Source organism: Bacillus sp. ISL-39, from assembly GCF_018613295.1.
In the GTDB taxonomy this organism is placed as follows: Bacteria; Bacillota; Bacilli; order Bacillales; family Cytobacillaceae; genus Mesobacillus.
Window position 1 is genome coordinate 406,033 of sequence record NZ_JAGGQM010000002.1, and the last position, 14,670, is coordinate 420,702.

14 protein-coding genes are annotated in these 14,670 nt (G+C 42.6%); all 14 read right to left on the minus strand.

The features are described from left to right. Positions 1 to 7: 7 nt before the first annotated feature. Positions 8 to 1,048 carry a recombinase RecA gene (gene recA / locus J7E37_RS03855; RefSeq protein ID WP_214777047.1) on the minus strand — a complete coding sequence of 347 codons (1,041 nt, stop codon included), beginning with the start codon at positions 1,046 to 1,048 and terminating at the stop codon, positions 8 to 10. Between the two features lie 304 nt (positions 1,049 to 1,352). After that, positions 1,353 to 2,600: a competence/damage-inducible protein A gene (locus tag J7E37_RS03860; protein WP_215022612.1), complete on the minus strand. Its 1,248-nt coding sequence runs from the start codon at positions 2,598 to 2,600 to the stop codon at positions 1,353 to 1,355. A gap of 24 nt (positions 2,601 to 2,624) precedes the next feature. After that, positions 2,625 to 3,203, minus strand: coding sequence for a CDP-diacylglycerol--glycerol-3-phosphate 3-phosphatidyltransferase (pgsA, locus tag J7E37_RS03865; RefSeq protein ID WP_214777051.1), 579 nt, complete (start codon positions 3,201 to 3,203; stop codon positions 2,625 to 2,627). A gap of 92 nt (positions 3,204 to 3,295) precedes the next feature. Then, a complete protein-coding gene (locus tag J7E37_RS03870) occupies positions 3,296 to 3,448 on the minus strand; it encodes a hypothetical protein (protein WP_215022613.1) in 153 nt (50 codons plus the stop codon). Between the two features lie 285 nt (positions 3,449 to 3,733). Next, complete coding sequence (locus tag J7E37_RS03875; RefSeq protein WP_215022614.1) at positions 3,734 to 4,633, minus strand: helix-turn-helix domain-containing protein; 900 nt, start codon at positions 4,631 to 4,633, stop codon at positions 3,734 to 3,736. Positions 4,634 to 4,653: 20 nt separating this feature from the next. Continuing rightward, entirely contained in the window at positions 4,654 to 5,445 is a 792-nt protein-coding gene (locus tag J7E37_RS03880) for a DUF3388 domain-containing protein (protein ID WP_214777055.1), read from the minus strand. A 340-nt stretch (positions 5,446 to 5,785) separates the two neighbouring features. Then, positions 5,786 to 6,043, minus strand: coding sequence for a DUF3243 domain-containing protein (locus tag J7E37_RS03885; protein ID WP_215022615.1), 258 nt, complete (start codon positions 6,041 to 6,043; stop codon positions 5,786 to 5,788). Between the two features lie 101 nt (positions 6,044 to 6,144). Then, positions 6,145 to 6,867, minus strand: coding sequence for an elongation factor P 5-aminopentanone reductase (gene ymfI, locus J7E37_RS03890; protein ID WP_215022616.1), 723 nt, complete (start codon positions 6,865 to 6,867; stop codon positions 6,145 to 6,147). Positions 6,868 to 6,937: 70 nt separating this feature from the next. Further along, complete coding sequence (gene yfmH, locus J7E37_RS03895) at positions 6,938 to 8,233, minus strand: EF-P 5-aminopentanol modification-associated protein YfmH (RefSeq protein ID WP_215022617.1); 1,296 nt, start codon at positions 8,231 to 8,233, stop codon at positions 6,938 to 6,940. Beyond that, positions 8,233 to 9,510 (minus strand): EF-P 5-aminopentanol modification-associated protein YfmF, encoded by a 1,278-nt coding sequence (gene yfmF, locus J7E37_RS03900; protein ID WP_215022618.1) that lies wholly within the window; start codon positions 9,508 to 9,510, stop codon positions 8,233 to 8,235. Before yfmF ends, yfmH begins: the two co-directional genes overlap by 1 nt. 210 nt (positions 9,511 to 9,720) lie before the next feature. Next, positions 9,721 to 10,809, minus strand: a complete 1,089-nt coding sequence (locus tag J7E37_RS03905) for a GGDEF domain-containing protein (protein WP_214777062.1) — start codon at positions 10,807 to 10,809, stop codon at positions 9,721 to 9,723. A gap of 221 nt (positions 10,810 to 11,030) precedes the next feature. Next, entirely contained in the window at positions 11,031 to 11,984 is a 954-nt protein-coding gene (locus J7E37_RS03910) for an ABC transporter permease (protein ID WP_215022620.1), read from the minus strand. 1 nt (position 11,985) lies between these two features. Beyond that, a complete protein-coding gene (locus J7E37_RS03915) occupies positions 11,986 to 13,065 on the minus strand; it encodes an ABC transporter permease (protein WP_214777064.1) in 1,080 nt (359 codons plus the stop codon). Beyond that, a complete protein-coding gene (locus J7E37_RS03920) occupies positions 13,062 to 14,585 on the minus strand; it encodes an ABC transporter ATP-binding protein (protein ID WP_215022622.1) in 1,524 nt (507 codons plus the stop codon). The genes J7E37_RS03915 and J7E37_RS03920 overlap by 4 nt, the downstream gene beginning before the upstream one ends. Between the last annotated feature and the right edge of the window lie 85 nt (positions 14,586 to 14,670).

Consider the following 14,670-nt stretch of genomic DNA (forward strand, 5'->3'; position numbering starts at 1 on the left):
TAGACTATTAATCTAATGGAAGTTCTTCCTGGTCTTCATCAGTTTCAGTCACTTTGAACTCGCCATCAAGGCCGTAGTGATTACGGATTTTCTGCTTGATTTCAAGACGGATGGATGGGTTTTCCTTAAGGAACATTTTCGCATTCTCTCTTCCCTGTCCAAGACGCTCACCATTGTAGGAATACCAAGAACCACTCTTATCGACGATATCAAGGTCTGAACCCATGTCGATGATTTCACCCTCTTGGGAAATCCCCTCACCGTACATGATATCCACTTCAGCTGTACGGAATGGAGGAGCGACCTTGTTCTTGACGACTTTGATCCTCGTTTTGTTACCGACCATATCATTGCCCTGCTTCAAAGTTTCAGCACGGCGGACTTCAAGACGTACGCTTGAATAGAATTTAAGAGCGCGTCCTCCAGGAGTTGTTTCAGGGTTCCCGAACATAACGCCGACTTTTTCACGAATCTGGTTAATGAAGATTGCGATAGTCTTTGACTTGTTGATTGCACCGGAAAGCTTACGCAATGCCTGGGACATCAAACGGGCCTGAAGACCAACGTGGGCATCGCCCATCTCACCTTCAATTTCAGCCTTTGGAACAAGAGCTGCAACGGAGTCAACAACAATAATATCAATTGCTCCACTTCGCACAAGTGCTTCTGCGATTTCCAATGCCTGTTCTCCAGTGTCAGGCTGCGAAAGAAGAAGCTCATCGATATTTACACCAAGTTTCTGTGCATATACAGGATCCAGTGCGTGTTCAGCGTCAATGAATGCCGCCTGGCCGCCATTTGCCTGTACCTCTGCAATTGCATGAAGCGCAACAGTTGTCTTACCTGAACTTTCAGGTCCGTAGATTTCAACAACACGTCCGCGAGGATATCCGCCTATTCCCAGGGCAGCATCCAGTGCAAGGGACCCACTTGGAGAAGTAGAAATTTTAGTGTCTGTTTTCTCCCCTAATTTCATAACTGATCCTTTACCAAATTGCTTTTCAATTTGTTTTAACGCCATATCTAAGGCAGCTTGACGATCACTCACACAAATTTCCTCCTTTTATATAAAAACGAACCAGCATACTGTCTGGCCGCAAATCTCTTATTTAAAGCCTACTATTACTATACCTTTTTCCAAGAGGTTTGTCCAACAAAAAATCGAACATTTATTCGTTTTTTTTAGAAGAGCAAAAAGCGTCAAAATTGATTTTTCGATGCTTTTTTCAGCAGTTTTACTTTGATATATACCCATTAAAATTATTTTTCAGCAAAGAATCTGCCTATTCTAAATACGGGGATGACTATTTCCTTTCAGTATATTCGGGGCATAAAAAGAACACGGGAGTTCATCACTTCCGTGTTCCTGATAATCTATTAATTATAATCTGACAGCCAAACTTTACTGACCTTTTCCTGATGGCATCCCGGGAACCGCTGAGGGTCAGTTTTTCCACATGGACTGGCTGCCCCTTTATATGCACCCCGATGAAAACCGTTCCAGCCGGATGCCCCTCCAGGCTGTCTGGACCAGCTGCTCCGGTAAAGCTGATGCCGATATCAGAGTTGGTAAGCGCTGCAGCATTTACTGCGAGTTCTTCCGCACATTCACTGCTTACAGCTCCAAATTTCTCGATTGTTTTCGGATCAACCTTCACAAGACCAATTTTGGCCTCATTGGAGTAACAGACGATACCGCCCTTAAAAAGGCTGCTTGCACCTGGAACTGAAGTCAAATCCTGCTGGAACATGCCGCCTGTTAAACTTTCAGCAGCTGATAATGTCAGGTTTCTGCTTTTCAATATTTTCGAAAGCTCTATGACTAACGAAGTTTCGTCGTAACCATAAAAATGCTCACCGACTCTGTCCATGATTTCAGCTTCTATTCGGTCAATCAATGCCTGGGCAGACACGCGCACGTCGTCCCTCGCGGTAAGCCTCAGTGTAACTTCACCTTCTCCAGCCAGTGGTGCAATGGTCGGATTGCTTTGCTGGTCAATCAAATCTTCAATTTCTGATTCAAGAGCCGCCTCGCCAATTCCAAAGAACCGGAGGACTCTCGATTCAATTTTAGCTTGATTGCCAGACAAGCCTTCAATAGCAGCCTGACCGTATTTCAAGAACATAGGCTCCATTTCTGAGGGAGGTCCCGGCAGAAGCATGTACTTGTTGTACTCAGTTGCCAGGAACATCCCCGGAGCCATGCCATGATCATTTTTCAGGACAGTGGACCCTTCGATCACGAGTGCCTGCTTCCTGTTATTCTCAGTCATTACCCTGTTCGTTTTTTCAAAATACAATTCGATGGACTTCATCGCTTCTTCATCAAGAACAAGCTGCTTTCCAAGCTGCCCAGCAATAGTATCTTTTGTCAGGTCATCCTTCGTTGGACCCAATCCGCCAGTAAAGATAATCAGCTCTGCACGTTCCCTGGCAATTTCCATTGCATTCTTCAATCTATCAGGATTATCTCCGACAACAGTATGAAAGTAAACATTGATTCCCAGGTCGGCAAGCTGCCTGGAAAGGAACCTGGCGTTCGTGTTGACAATTTGGCCAAGGAGCAATTCAGATCCCACAGCAATGATTTCGGCATTCATTTCTTGTCCCCCTGACAAAATCGATTATTTGGAATTACTGAATACTTGCTTGTTTTTAGCGAAGTAATCCCATCCAGACCAAATGGTAAAGAACATCGCCACCCATAATGCTATGTCTGCAAACGGAATGGAGAATGCTTCAAAAATGATATTGTGCAGCAAGAGGGCGGAAATGGCCACTGTCTGGGCCCACATTTTAATCTTACCGGGCATTTTAGCTGCAACAACTTCGCCACCGCCAGCAAGCAGTAAACGCAATCCGGTTACAGCAAACTCCCGGCTGATGATAATAATGACAATCCACGCAGGGGCATACCCCAGTTCAACCAACACAATCAGTGCAGAAGAGACAAGCAGTTTATCTGCAAGGGGATCAAGGAATTTCCCAAGGTTTGTAACTAAGTTGTGCTTTCGTGCCAGATAACCGTCAACCCAGTCTGTAACAGACGCAAAGATGTAGATTAACGCTCCTACAAAATGAGTGACGGGCATGGTTGTACCAAGCAGGGAGATATCCCCCCACGAAAACGGGACAAGCATGATGATCATGAATAACGGAATCAATAAAATTCGTGAAACCGTAATCTTATTTGGCAAATTCATATACTATTTCCTCCAGATGCAAAATTGCAAAGCCATTAGTTTGACTTCTTTCATTATATCCAATATGTAAAAAACATCATTAAATATGCCTTTTATAATTTTAGCCCGTATAAACAAAAGTCCATACGGGCATTTTTGCAAATCATACTTTTTAGGCCTTGTATAACATGGCTGTTGATTTTCGTTCCAGGCGCTACGCTTTCAGCCGGCAGAATATGAAAAAGACCAACTGCCGTCTTTTTCATAAGCAATTCTTCCTTGGGGCTGGCGCTGAGCCTCCTCGTCGCAAGCTCCTGCGGGGTTAATTGGTCCTTCAAGCTTACCATTTCAACCTAGGTCTCACCTGGCCAGCTGATTCCGCAGGACATTGAATGAGCAACTTTGAGGCTGCCCACGCACGATGAAAATGCGTTAGCATTTTCGGAGGAGTCTACGCGCCTTCCACTACAATCAACAGGTACTTAGAACTCAATACTAAGCCTTAGCAATACTTTTTTAGATAGCTTTGCATATAACAAATTCCTTTAAATTTATTTCACAAAATTAATTGTTATCACCTGGGTCATATCCTTTTCAGGCGGTACTGCATATTCAAGCTTCTGGTCATTTACATAGATTTCGGTATCAGGTGCACGTCCGATATTGATGACTGCCTTGGTCTCGTTGGATAAATCCTCCGTACGGCTTTCATTCTCTTCTCCTTTTACAAGGGTTTCCTGAAAGATGGATTTTCCTGAACCATTCGACAGACCCACCCACGTCTGTCCAAGTGATACAATTTTAATGACAAACGAGTCGGCACCCTTGAGCTCATAAACCGTGTTGCTGCCGCTGTTTGAGGCGACGGTAAGTTCCTGTTGCGGAGTTTCAGGCTCTGTTTCTTCTTCAGCCGGTTCCTCCTCGGAAGCACCCTCATCCTCACCAGTGCCTTCACTTCCGCTATCATCTGTTTGATCATCTTCATCTGTTATCTCTGCAGGTTCTTCCACCCTTGTCTGCTTACCTGTCGTCACAGGATCCTTTGTTTCATCACCCGCATACTCGACGATCAGATACCAAACCAGTGCGATAGCGCCTATGATAAAGATTCCAAACAAAATTTTCGGAAGAACATCAAGGATTTTGGAAGTCTCCGGAGAAATACTTTTCCTCGACTGGACACGGGAAAGCTGCTCGGGCAGCTCTTCGTTGTATGTAGATGGGATTTCATTTTTATGCTGCTCAAAAAGCTGTTCTGGATCAAGCCCCACAGCCTCTGCATATTGTTTAATGAATGCACGGACATAAAACTTCCCTGGCATCATAGAGTAATTGCCCTCTTCAATACCAAGAAGGTAGCGCTTCTGTATTTTCGTGATGGACTGCAGTTCGTCCAGGCTGAGGCCCTTAGCTTCACGTGCTTCCTTTAATATATTTCCTAACTCAGTCACGATAACACCTTCCAATACTGTTAAAAATCAAATCCGCCAAAATCAGAATCGGTAAACATGTGATTCTTCTGAACCATGTCATACACGATTTCTTCATCAGGGTTATTGCGAAGTTCAATAATATAATCAAAGTCATCCATTGTATATTCCGTATTCTGGACAAAAATATCCGGATGTTCAACAACCTTTACCGCAGGCAGGCGCATGATTTCCCTGACAAGCTGCCAGTGCTTCTCATTTGCCCTCCTAGTCGAGACGATTCCGTCAATGATAAATAAATTGTCAGCGTTATACTCATCTTCAATCAATTGGTTGCGGATTGTCTGTTTCAGCAATGTTGAAGATACAAACAGCCACCGCTTGTTCGCACAAACACTTGAAGCCACGACGGACTCCGTCTTGCCAACTCGCGGCATCCCGCGGATCCCAATCAGTTTGTGTCCTTCCATCTTAAACAATTCTGCCATAAAATCTACAAGTAGTCCAAGTTCATCCCTGACAAACCGGAATGTTTTTTTATCATCTGCATCACGCTGTATGTACCTGCCATGTCTGACCGCCATCCGGTCACGAAGCTTTGGTTCACGGATTTTAATTACCTTTATTGTATCCATTGTATTTAAAATTGACTCTAATCGTTCAATTTGATCATCATCTTTTGCTAGGATCAACAGGCCGCGTCTTCCTTCATCGACTCCATTGATCGTAACAATATTTATTGACAGCATACCAAGCAAGGAAGAAATATCACCTAGCAGTCCTGGACGGTTAATCATAATCTCATATTCCAAGTACCATTCTTTCTTTTCCATCGTTCTCCTCCTCTGCTATAGGGTCACTTGATTGCGACACATTTTGACATCGAATATCTAGCTACTATATTATATGATTTTCTAAGAAGATGAAAGGAAAAACAAGCCAGAAGTTAAAAGTAAAATAAAGCCTTGTGCCAGATGCCTTTTCGATGGAATGCACTCCTCTTTGCGTCGATAAATAAAGCTCTTTACGAGGAGACTTCTGAACCATGAGCGCAATATTACACGTAAACACCCAGGTGCGAGTTTTTACTTTTGGTTAAGAAAGCAACAAATTTTACGAAAAGAGCGTAAAAAAAAGAGAGGAAGCTGTATGTCCCCTCTCAAATCCCACTTATTAATTAGAACCGTTGTTCTGAACCAATTTAACCATCATTGTTGCGATGGCATGCTGTTCGTCAGGACTTGCAACTGACCACAGGTCTGCAAGTACTCTTTCCTGCTCATTTTTAGGGTCGACATTCTTGGCAAGATAGTCCCCAATTTGGTAGGCAAGGTCTCCCACGACTTCTTTGTTCAAACCCTGTTCCTGCCCCTGATGAAGGCGATCTCCCAAGAAATCCTTCCATTGACTCCAGTTATCCAGTACGGACATATTGACAACCTCCTTGTCTGAAATAGTACAAGGTTATTTTGCATACGTACTCCCATAATTATTCATAACGGTTCATGTTTTGAAAAATTGTCACATATGCATCATGTCAGCCAGCCACCGTTAACTGCCAGGACCTGCCCGTTAATATAGGTGGATTTATCAGACAGGAGGAATTCAACACTATCTGCCACTTCGTCAGCTTTTCCCAAACGGCCTGAAGGAATATCATCGGTGATGGCCTTGATCTCTTCCTGTGAAAAGTCTTCAACCATAGGAGTCTGAATCGCTCCTGGAGCTACGGCGTTCACCCTTATCCCTGAGCTTGCCAGTTCTTTGCTCAACGCTTTGGCAAAAGCTATTTGGGCTCCTTTCACTGCCGAGTAAGCCACTTCATACGATGCGCCTGTCTGCCCCCATATTGATGATACTACGACGATACTCCCTCTTTCTTTTTGCCGCAATTTAGGAATAAGCTCTTTGGTCAGCATCAAAGGCGATGTTAAATGAATCTGGATAAGTTCCTCTGCTTCCGCCTCCTCCAAATCTTCAAGAAGTCCATAAAGGGCATTACCTGCATTATGTACAATCGCATCAATGGAGAAAATGTTTGCCGCTAAATCCAAATAGCCTGTTTTTGAGGCAAGATCTGCCCCGATCGGTATATATTCTCCGCCAAAGTGTTGAATCTCGCCGACAAGTTCCTCCATCCCTTTTGCGTTCTTGTTAAAGTGCAAATAAAGCGAATAACCTTCAGCTGCAAGCTTCGTGGAAATCGCCTTTCCGATCGCCCCACTTGCTCCTGTAACGAGTGCGAATTTTTTCATGTTTCCCCTCTCCAAATACTCTCTTGAAATAATGCGCCGGCAAGGACCGGCGCATAAATGAAATGCTGTTTTATTGCTTATCCTTTGGGACTACCTGGCAGACTGTGAATCGTTCTTCAGCAATCAGCTTGCTGGCAGCCTGCCTAAGATCGTCCAGTGTAAGGCTTTCAAGCACCGGCACAACATCAAACAGGTCCATTTCATTGAATGCATAGCGTGTGAACTGGTTAGCAATATACTCAGGTGAATTGACCGCCCTGAGGAAAGCTCCAATTTTTTTCTTTTTTGTTCTTTCAAGGTTGTCATCTGTCAATCCTCGCCCGTCCTTTGCATCCAACAGCATGGCTTCAAGCTTGCTTGCGAGGACATCAGGCTCGTTTGTATCGCCGCCAACCATCGCAAAGCCAAAGCCCTGCTCCTCTGTATAATCGTACGAAAAGGTATCATCAATCAAGCCTGAGCCATACAATTGAGTATAGTTTTCTGAGCTCTTGCCAAAGAGGATATCAAGCATCACATTGATGGAAAGCTCTTTTTTGAGCATCTCCCTGCCCGATTCAGTTGGGTCTGCAGCCTTGATTCCAACCAGGCACTTGGACGTCTGGACATTCATTTTAAGAACCTGTTTCTTCTCAGCAACCCCTGCCTGCTCCTCATCAAAACTCCGCTTGATTTCAGGCTGGTTTTTGTATACCTTCTTGCCCTGGTTCTCTTTTATCAAGCCCATGATTTCATCAGGGTTAACAGGACCCACAACGAACAACAGCATATTGCTTGGATGGTAAAAAGTCTCATAGCACTCATACAGCATATCTTTTGTTATATGGGAAATAGACTCGATTGTACCCGCAATATCGATGCTGACCGGATGGTTTTTATACATATTCTGTATAAGGCCAAAATACAGTCTCCAATCAGGGTTGTCATCATACATTGTTATCTCCTGCCCGATGATCCCCTTTTCCTTTTCAACTGTCTTCTCGGTAAAATAAGGTTCTTGAACAAAGTCGATCAGCGTTTCCAAGTTTTTTTCTACATTGGATGTACTGGAAAACAAATACGCAGTCCTCGTGAATGATGTGAATGCGTTCGCCGAAGCACCTTGCTTGCTGAATTGCTGGAATACGTCTCCATCTTCCTTTTCAAACAATTTATGCTCAAGGAAATGGGCAATTCCATCAGGCACCTTCACGAAATCATTCTTTCCTGGAGGAAGGAAGTGATTATCGATCGAACCGTATTTCGTTGTAAATGTAGCATATGTTTTATTGAAGCCTTTTTTTGGAAGGATATACACATCCAGTCCGTTATTCAGCTTTTCAAAGTACATTTCTTCCTGGAGCTGTTCAAAGGTAATCTTCTCCATTATTTGTCCGCCTCCAATCCAGTTAAGAAGTAAACCGTATCAAGCTGCACCTTTTTGGCTACATCAACGATTTCTTCTTTTTTGGTTTTACTCATGCCCTGAAGCCAGTCATCGAGGCTGACATTTTGACGTGATACAACATTATGATACAGGACCTCTACCATCCCTCTTGCCGTATCCATTGTTTCAAGCATCTGGTTTTCGATTACAGCTTTTGTCTGTTCGATTTCCTGGTCGCTAAAATCGCCAGCTTGCATGGCTTCCATTTGTTCACGGATTATTTTTACGGCCAGTTCAAAATTTTCAAATTCAATGCCCGACATGACCATCATCAAACCTTTATGGCTTTCAAGTCGGCTGGCGACATAGTAAGCCAGGCTATTTTTTTCCCGCACATTCAAGAATAGTTTTGAATGTGAAAAGCCTCCGAAAATTCCATTGAACACCTGGAGTGCATAATAATCCTTATCTCCATAAAGGACATTTGTCCTGTAGCCGATATTAAGCTTACCTTGCTTAACATCCTCATGGTCCTTGACGGTTTTTTCTTCAACGTCAGCACCCTTCGAAGTCTCAACAAGCTTGGGTGTGCGCTCGTCAAATTGCAGGAGTTCCTGGGCAAACGACTGGACTTCCGCCTCATCAACATCCCCGATAATAAACAGGTCAAGCTCATCTTCCGCAAATGCTTTTTGGTAATATTCGTAGAGATTTTTCTCGTCTATTTGCGGAATATCATCAATCTCGCCATTGACATGGAGTGCATATGGTTCATCTTTGCACATTTCCTGGACGAGCCTGAAATTAGAGTATCGCATCTTATCATCATAGACAGCCTGGATTCTCTGTTTTAATGTACGTTTCTCCTTATCAACTGTCTCTTTGTCAAAAGTTTCATTTTCAGCCAGCGGATTCACAAGTATCTCCGCCATCAATTGCAATCCTTTTTTCAGCAAAGGGTCAGGGTCGCTCAGGAACTTTTCATTGGCAATTTCAAGAGAAAAACTGAGGACTTGATATTCTCCCTTTTTTGAAACATCTACATATAAATTAGCTCCATAAAGCTCATCAAGATAAGATCGAAACTTCGAAGTCGTTGGGTAAGCCTTGGAACTGCTTTGCAGAACATACGGAAGCAGCGCCCGTTTTGTTACATCCTCACTCGTAAGCGGCGCCTTCATTTTCCAAACGATTGTATTTGTCTTGAATTTTTCGGTTTTGACGATATGGAGCTTGTAGCCCTTCATATCCTTAATGCTTTCTGAAATGACAGCCATTGAAATCCTCCTTTATTTATACAACAGGACTTGCTTACAATCTTTCTTCTTCACATTATTGATGAAAATAAAACATTCTTCTTTTTATGTATACGTTGTGAAGTCTATATTTAATATTCCTATAAATATACTCTAACTATACCTTTCACATTAAGTCTTATTCAAGGAACTGGCAGTCAATATGGCAAAAGCTTCCCCATTGGGAAGCTTTTATTGTCTAGAAGCAGCGATTTCATCTTTTGCCCGTGAATAAAAATATGTATAACCAGATTCAAAGTTAGCCTGATTTTTTCCGTTTGCTTTTGCGCTGTATAGAAGCTGGTCAGTGTAACCAAGAAGTTTATCCGGCAAGACGGACCCTTTTAAAGAAGCTATACCAAAGCTCATTGTGACACTCTTGCATTCTTCACTGAATTTTTCAGCAGATAATCTTTCGTAGAGGTCATCAAAAAAGCGGATTTGTTCTGGTTCCTCGATAGCAGGCAATAGAAAGGCAAATTCCTCTCCGCCATAACGGAAAGCTTGCGCATCATATTCAGCCGCCAGTTCTTGAAAGATGCTTCCAATTTTTTTCAAAATTTCATCACCCGCTAAATGTCCGAACTGGTCATTAATTTGCTTAAAGTGATCAATATCTCCCATTACCAGCAGGAAGTCTTGCCGTGCACTTGCCAAAACCCTTAATTGTTCCTGGAAATGGCGATGATTATATAAGCCTGTTAAATAGTCAGTGAACATCAGTTCATGAAAAATCTCTTTCTGTTTTAAATGCTTCCTTTCACGTATGACGATCAATGATCCAAACACACCAATGATCCATATGAAAACAAGATTTAAAATAAAGACAAATGTTGTATTAAAGTCAAATTGAGCCTGTACGGCAAAAATAGTTATGTATCCTATTGTTAACGAAATCGAAGATAAAATTGCCCCTTTCGTCCGCCAATAAATGGTCGCATGCATAACGACCAAATAAGCAATCGGAAAAAGCGGGGACATGACTCCATTTGTCAATGCAAGCAGCCACATTAACGCAATATAATCGAAAACGATGCCGGCCTTTGTAAGTAAATTGAAATACTCGTTTCCCGCTGACATTTTTAGCAAAGCAACCTGGGCTACGGTCATGTAGACAAATCCTAGTGACAGCAATAAAGGAAATGTTTCTTTCGTAAAATTCAGCCTGTCCGCCAATGGGGGAAAATAGAATAATAGAATCCCTACCAGCAAGAATATCCAGCGTAAATAAGAAAAGATTTTTTCCGTTTCTCGATCGTCCATATATAATGATAGCTTCATGCGCATGCCCTCTTGACGATTTTATTTTTAGCAAACTTTTCCTTTATATTAACACATATGGAAGATGAATTCTAAAAAGAATGTTCAAATTTTTAAGATATTATCAACTGATTCTTTAAGTCTCTTCCACTACAATCAACAGGGACTTAACACAATATTGGGCATTAACAAATATTAAAAGAGGCACCCTTTTGAGGTACCTCTTTTCACAGTAAACAGTATTAACGTTTCCCACTATCAAAAGTTTCTCCAACAGCCTTTGGAGCTTGTGATGATTTGGAGAAGATTACGAGTGCGATCAGCGTCACTACATAAGGGAAAATCTTCAATAAGATTGGTGGAATTACAGCAAGCTCAGGAATTACTTGAGACACGTTTGCAATCGTACTGGCAAATCCAAAGAAGAGTGTCGCTGCAAGCACACCTAGCGGCTTCCACTGACCGAAAATCAAGGAAGCAAGTGCCAGGAAGCCAAGACCTGCAACGGTTCCTGTGAATTCACCTGACTGTGTGACGATAATCAACGCTCCGCCAAGACCGGCGAAAGCTCCAGAAATCAGTACCCCACTGTAACGGATTCTCCTGACATTGATCCCTGCTGCTTCTGCAGCCTGCGGGAATTCGCCACAGGAGCGCAAACGCAGTCCAAACTTTGTTTTATATAAAATGAATGAACTTGCGAAAAGAATAATCAATACCAACCATGTTGTTGGATATGTCTTTGTGAAAAATAAATCTCCTATTACAGGTATATCAGAAAGGAAAGGAACATCCCATGGTGAAAAACCGCTTGAGATCCGAATGTTTCCACTACCAGTAATATTCCTTGCAAGGAACACTGTCAGTGCAGTGGCAATCAGGTTAATTGCCGTACCACTGATAATTTGATTGGCATTAAGATTAACACTGGCAAAAGCATGCAAGATGGAGAAAAGCACACCAGCAAGTACAGCAGCCAGCAATCCAAGCCAGAGTACCAATGTGTGGTTGTCCAATACACCGCTCAGGTAATGGATGGACAGTGCGCCAGAAAAGGCTCCAATGACCATCAATCCCTCAAGGGCAATATTAACAATACCACTTCGTTCACTAAAAAGTCCGCCAAGCGCCGTAATTAGAAGAGGAATTGTAAAGATAATCGCGTAAGGAAAAATTTGTTCTATTATTGACCACATCTTATGAATCTCCCTTCTCGACTACAGGACCACTTTTATCTTCTTTGTTCGATTTTTTCGCCTTGAATTTGTTCAAAAGACGCTCAATCATAACACTTGTTGCAGCAAAATAAATAATGATCGCGATAATGGTGTTTGCCAATTCAGGTGGAATTTCCGTCATTGCGTTCATGAATCCTGTACCAGAGTATAAAATCCCGAACAGTACCGCCGCGAAGAATACCCCTACAGGATGGTTGGCACCAAGGAGGGCTACCGCGATGCCGTCATAACCTTGTGAAGGCAGAATACCTATTTGAATACTAGAAGCGTTCCCTGTATACAACGCTACCCCGCCAACACCCGCAAGTGCACCTGAAATTAACATGGATAGGATAATGTTACGGTTAACTTTCATACCTGCATATTCTGCAGCAAATCGGTTAAAACCAACGGCTTTCAACTCGAAGCCCAATGTCGTCTTATCAATGATAAAGGCAATGATAATAACGGCAATGACTGCAAGGAACAGACCCAGGTTGATATAAGAACCATCAAACATTTCAGTTAAGAATGGCGTCCTCAAAGTATCTGATTCTGCGAGTTTCTTAGATTCTGTCTCAAGGAATTCACCCTTGAAATACCCCGGGACAATATAGTAAATCGTCCAGTAGGCAATCCAGTTCATCATAATTGTGGAAACAACCTCGTGAACATTGAATTTTGCTTTTAGCAAACCAGGAATGAATGCCCATAAAGCACCTGCAATCAAACCTGCCAGTACCATAGCCAAAAGGTTCATGGGTCCGGATAGATCGAAAGTTAAGGCGACAGCTGTTGCAGCAAGTCCCCCTGCCAGCATCTGGCCAGAAGCGCCAATGTTAAAAAGACCAGTACGGAATGCAAAAGCGACAGACAAACCAGTGAATACAAGCGGAGTTGCTGTTGCCAAAGTATTACCGATACGCTCCAGATTCTTCAGTGCTCCTAGAAGCAAATAGGAATAGCCTTCGATCGGATTGCTGCCGATGAACAGCATCAAAATGCCTCCGGCTACCAAACCTAGAATAATGGATATTAAAGATACGATGGTATTTCTCATATGCTTCTCTCCTTAGACACGCCTGCCATCATTAGACCAACTTCATTTTCGTCAGTTTCAGCTGCATTTACGATTCCTACCAGTTCACCATTGTTTACAACCGCGATACGATCTGATAACTGTAAAACCTCATCAAGTTCCAATGAAATCAGCAAAACTGCGTTGCCTTTATCACGGTGTTCAATAATCCTTTTATGGATGTATTCAATTGACCCAACATCAAGACCGCGTGTTGGCTGAACCGCAATCAATAGCTTTGGATCAAGTTCCAGCTCTCTTCCGATAATTGCTTTTTGCTGGTTACCACCAGATAGTGTTCTGGCAATCGATGCAGCACCTTCACCTGAACGCACATCAAAGTTCGTCAGTATATTTTGAGCATACGCTTTCATAGCGGACACATTTAATAATCCATTCTTAGAGAAAGGCTTCTTATTATAGATTTGGAGCACCATGTTTGAGACAAGCGAGTAATCCAGTACAAGACCGCGCTTTTGCCTGTCTTCGGGAATGTGGCTGATGCCTTTTTCATTTCTCTGACGGATTGGAAGATTAGTGATTTCCTCACCATAAATAAGGATTGACCCGGACTCTGCTTTCCTTAAACCAGTGATTGCTTCTACAAGCTCTGTCTGGCCATTACCTTCAACGCCGGCAATACCAACAATTTCTCCCTCTCGAACTTCCAGTGAAAAGTCCTTTAATCCCATTACTTTTCTATTATTTTTGACAGACAAAGAATCTATTTTAAGTACTACCTCAGCAGGAGTACTTTCTTTCTTATTCACTTTAAAAGAGACCTGACGTCCGACCATCATTTCTGCAAGACTAGCCTCACTTGCTTCTGCCACATTGACAGTGCCAATGCCTTTACCACGGCGGATTACCGTACAACGGTCAGCAACCGCTTTAATTTCTTTCAGTTTATGAGTGATAATAATAATAGACTTGCCTTCTTTAATAAGATTGCGCATGATTTTCATTAATTCATCAATTTCTGCTGGTGTTAAAACAGCTGTTGGCTCATCCAAAATCAGAACATCTGCTTCACGATAAAGCATCTTCAAAATCTCGACTCTTTGCTGCATACCTACTGAGATATCTTCGATTTTCGCATGCGGGTCAACATTCAAACCGTAATGCTTTGATAATTCTTCAATTCTTTTTGCTGCTTTATCAATATCAAGCACCATGCCCTTAAGTGGCTCACTGCCCAAAATGATGTTTTCGGTAACAGTAAAATTCTCGACTAACTTAAAGTGCTGATGGACCATCCCGATTCCCAAACGGTTGGCAACGTTAGGATTGGTAATCTTTACTTCTTGGCCATTAACTTTTACTATGCCTCGTTCTGGCTGGTACATGCCGAACAGGACACCCATCAAGGTTGACTTCCCTGCACCGTTTTCACCTAATAGTGCATGTATTTCCCCTTTTTTTAGGGTAAGGGTAACATTATCGTTGGCTACGATACCCGGAAACTCTTTCCGGATATTCAACATCTCAACTACATAACTCATAGTAGCACTCACCTTTGTATTAGACTCTATACCTATTAAGAATAGCGTAAGCGCCTTGGTCAGCTTCACAAGATTTGGCCGTGTT

Excerpts from the sequence above, each read along its gene's own strand:
- J7E37_RS03860 (WP_215022612.1), bottom strand. The coding sequence starts at position 2,600 with ATGAATGCCGAAATCATTGCTGTGGGATCTGAATTGCTCCTTGGCCAA.
- pgsA (WP_214777051.1), bottom strand. The coding sequence starts at position 3,203 with ATGAATTTGCCAAATAAGATTACGGTTTCACGAATTTTATTGATTCCG.
- J7E37_RS03870 (WP_215022613.1), bottom strand. The coding sequence starts at position 3,448 with ATGAAAAAGACGGCAGTTGGTCTTTTTCATATTCTGCCGGCTGAAAGC.
- J7E37_RS03880 (WP_214777055.1), bottom strand. The coding sequence starts at position 5,445 with ATGGAAAAGAAAGAATGGTACTTGGAATATGAGATTATGATTAACCGT.
- J7E37_RS03885 (WP_215022615.1), bottom strand. The coding sequence starts at position 6,043 with ATGTCCGTACTGGATAACTGGAGTCAATGGAAGGATTTCTTGGGAGAT.
- ymfI (WP_215022616.1), bottom strand. The coding sequence starts at position 6,867 with ATGAAAAAATTCGCACTCGTTACAGGAGCAAGTGGGGCGATCGGAAAG.
- yfmH (WP_215022617.1), bottom strand. The coding sequence starts at position 8,233 with ATGGAGAAGATTACCTTTGAACAGCTCCAGGAAGAAATGTACTTTGAA.
- yfmF (WP_215022618.1), bottom strand. The coding sequence starts at position 9,510 with ATGGCTGTCATTTCAGAAAGCATTAAGGATATGAAGGGCTACAAGCTC.
- J7E37_RS03905 (WP_214777062.1), bottom strand. The coding sequence starts at position 10,809 with ATGAAGCTATCATTATATATGGACGATCGAGAAACGGAAAAAATCTTT.
- J7E37_RS03910 (WP_215022620.1), bottom strand. The coding sequence starts at position 11,984 with ATGTGGTCAATAATAGAACAAATTTTTCCTTACGCGATTATCTTTACA.
- J7E37_RS03915 (WP_214777064.1), bottom strand. The coding sequence starts at position 13,065 with ATGAGAAATACCATCGTATCTTTAATATCCATTATTCTAGGTTTGGTA.
- J7E37_RS03920 (WP_215022622.1), bottom strand. The coding sequence starts at position 14,585 with ATGAGTTATGTAGTTGAGATGTTGAATATCCGGAAAGAGTTTCCGGGT.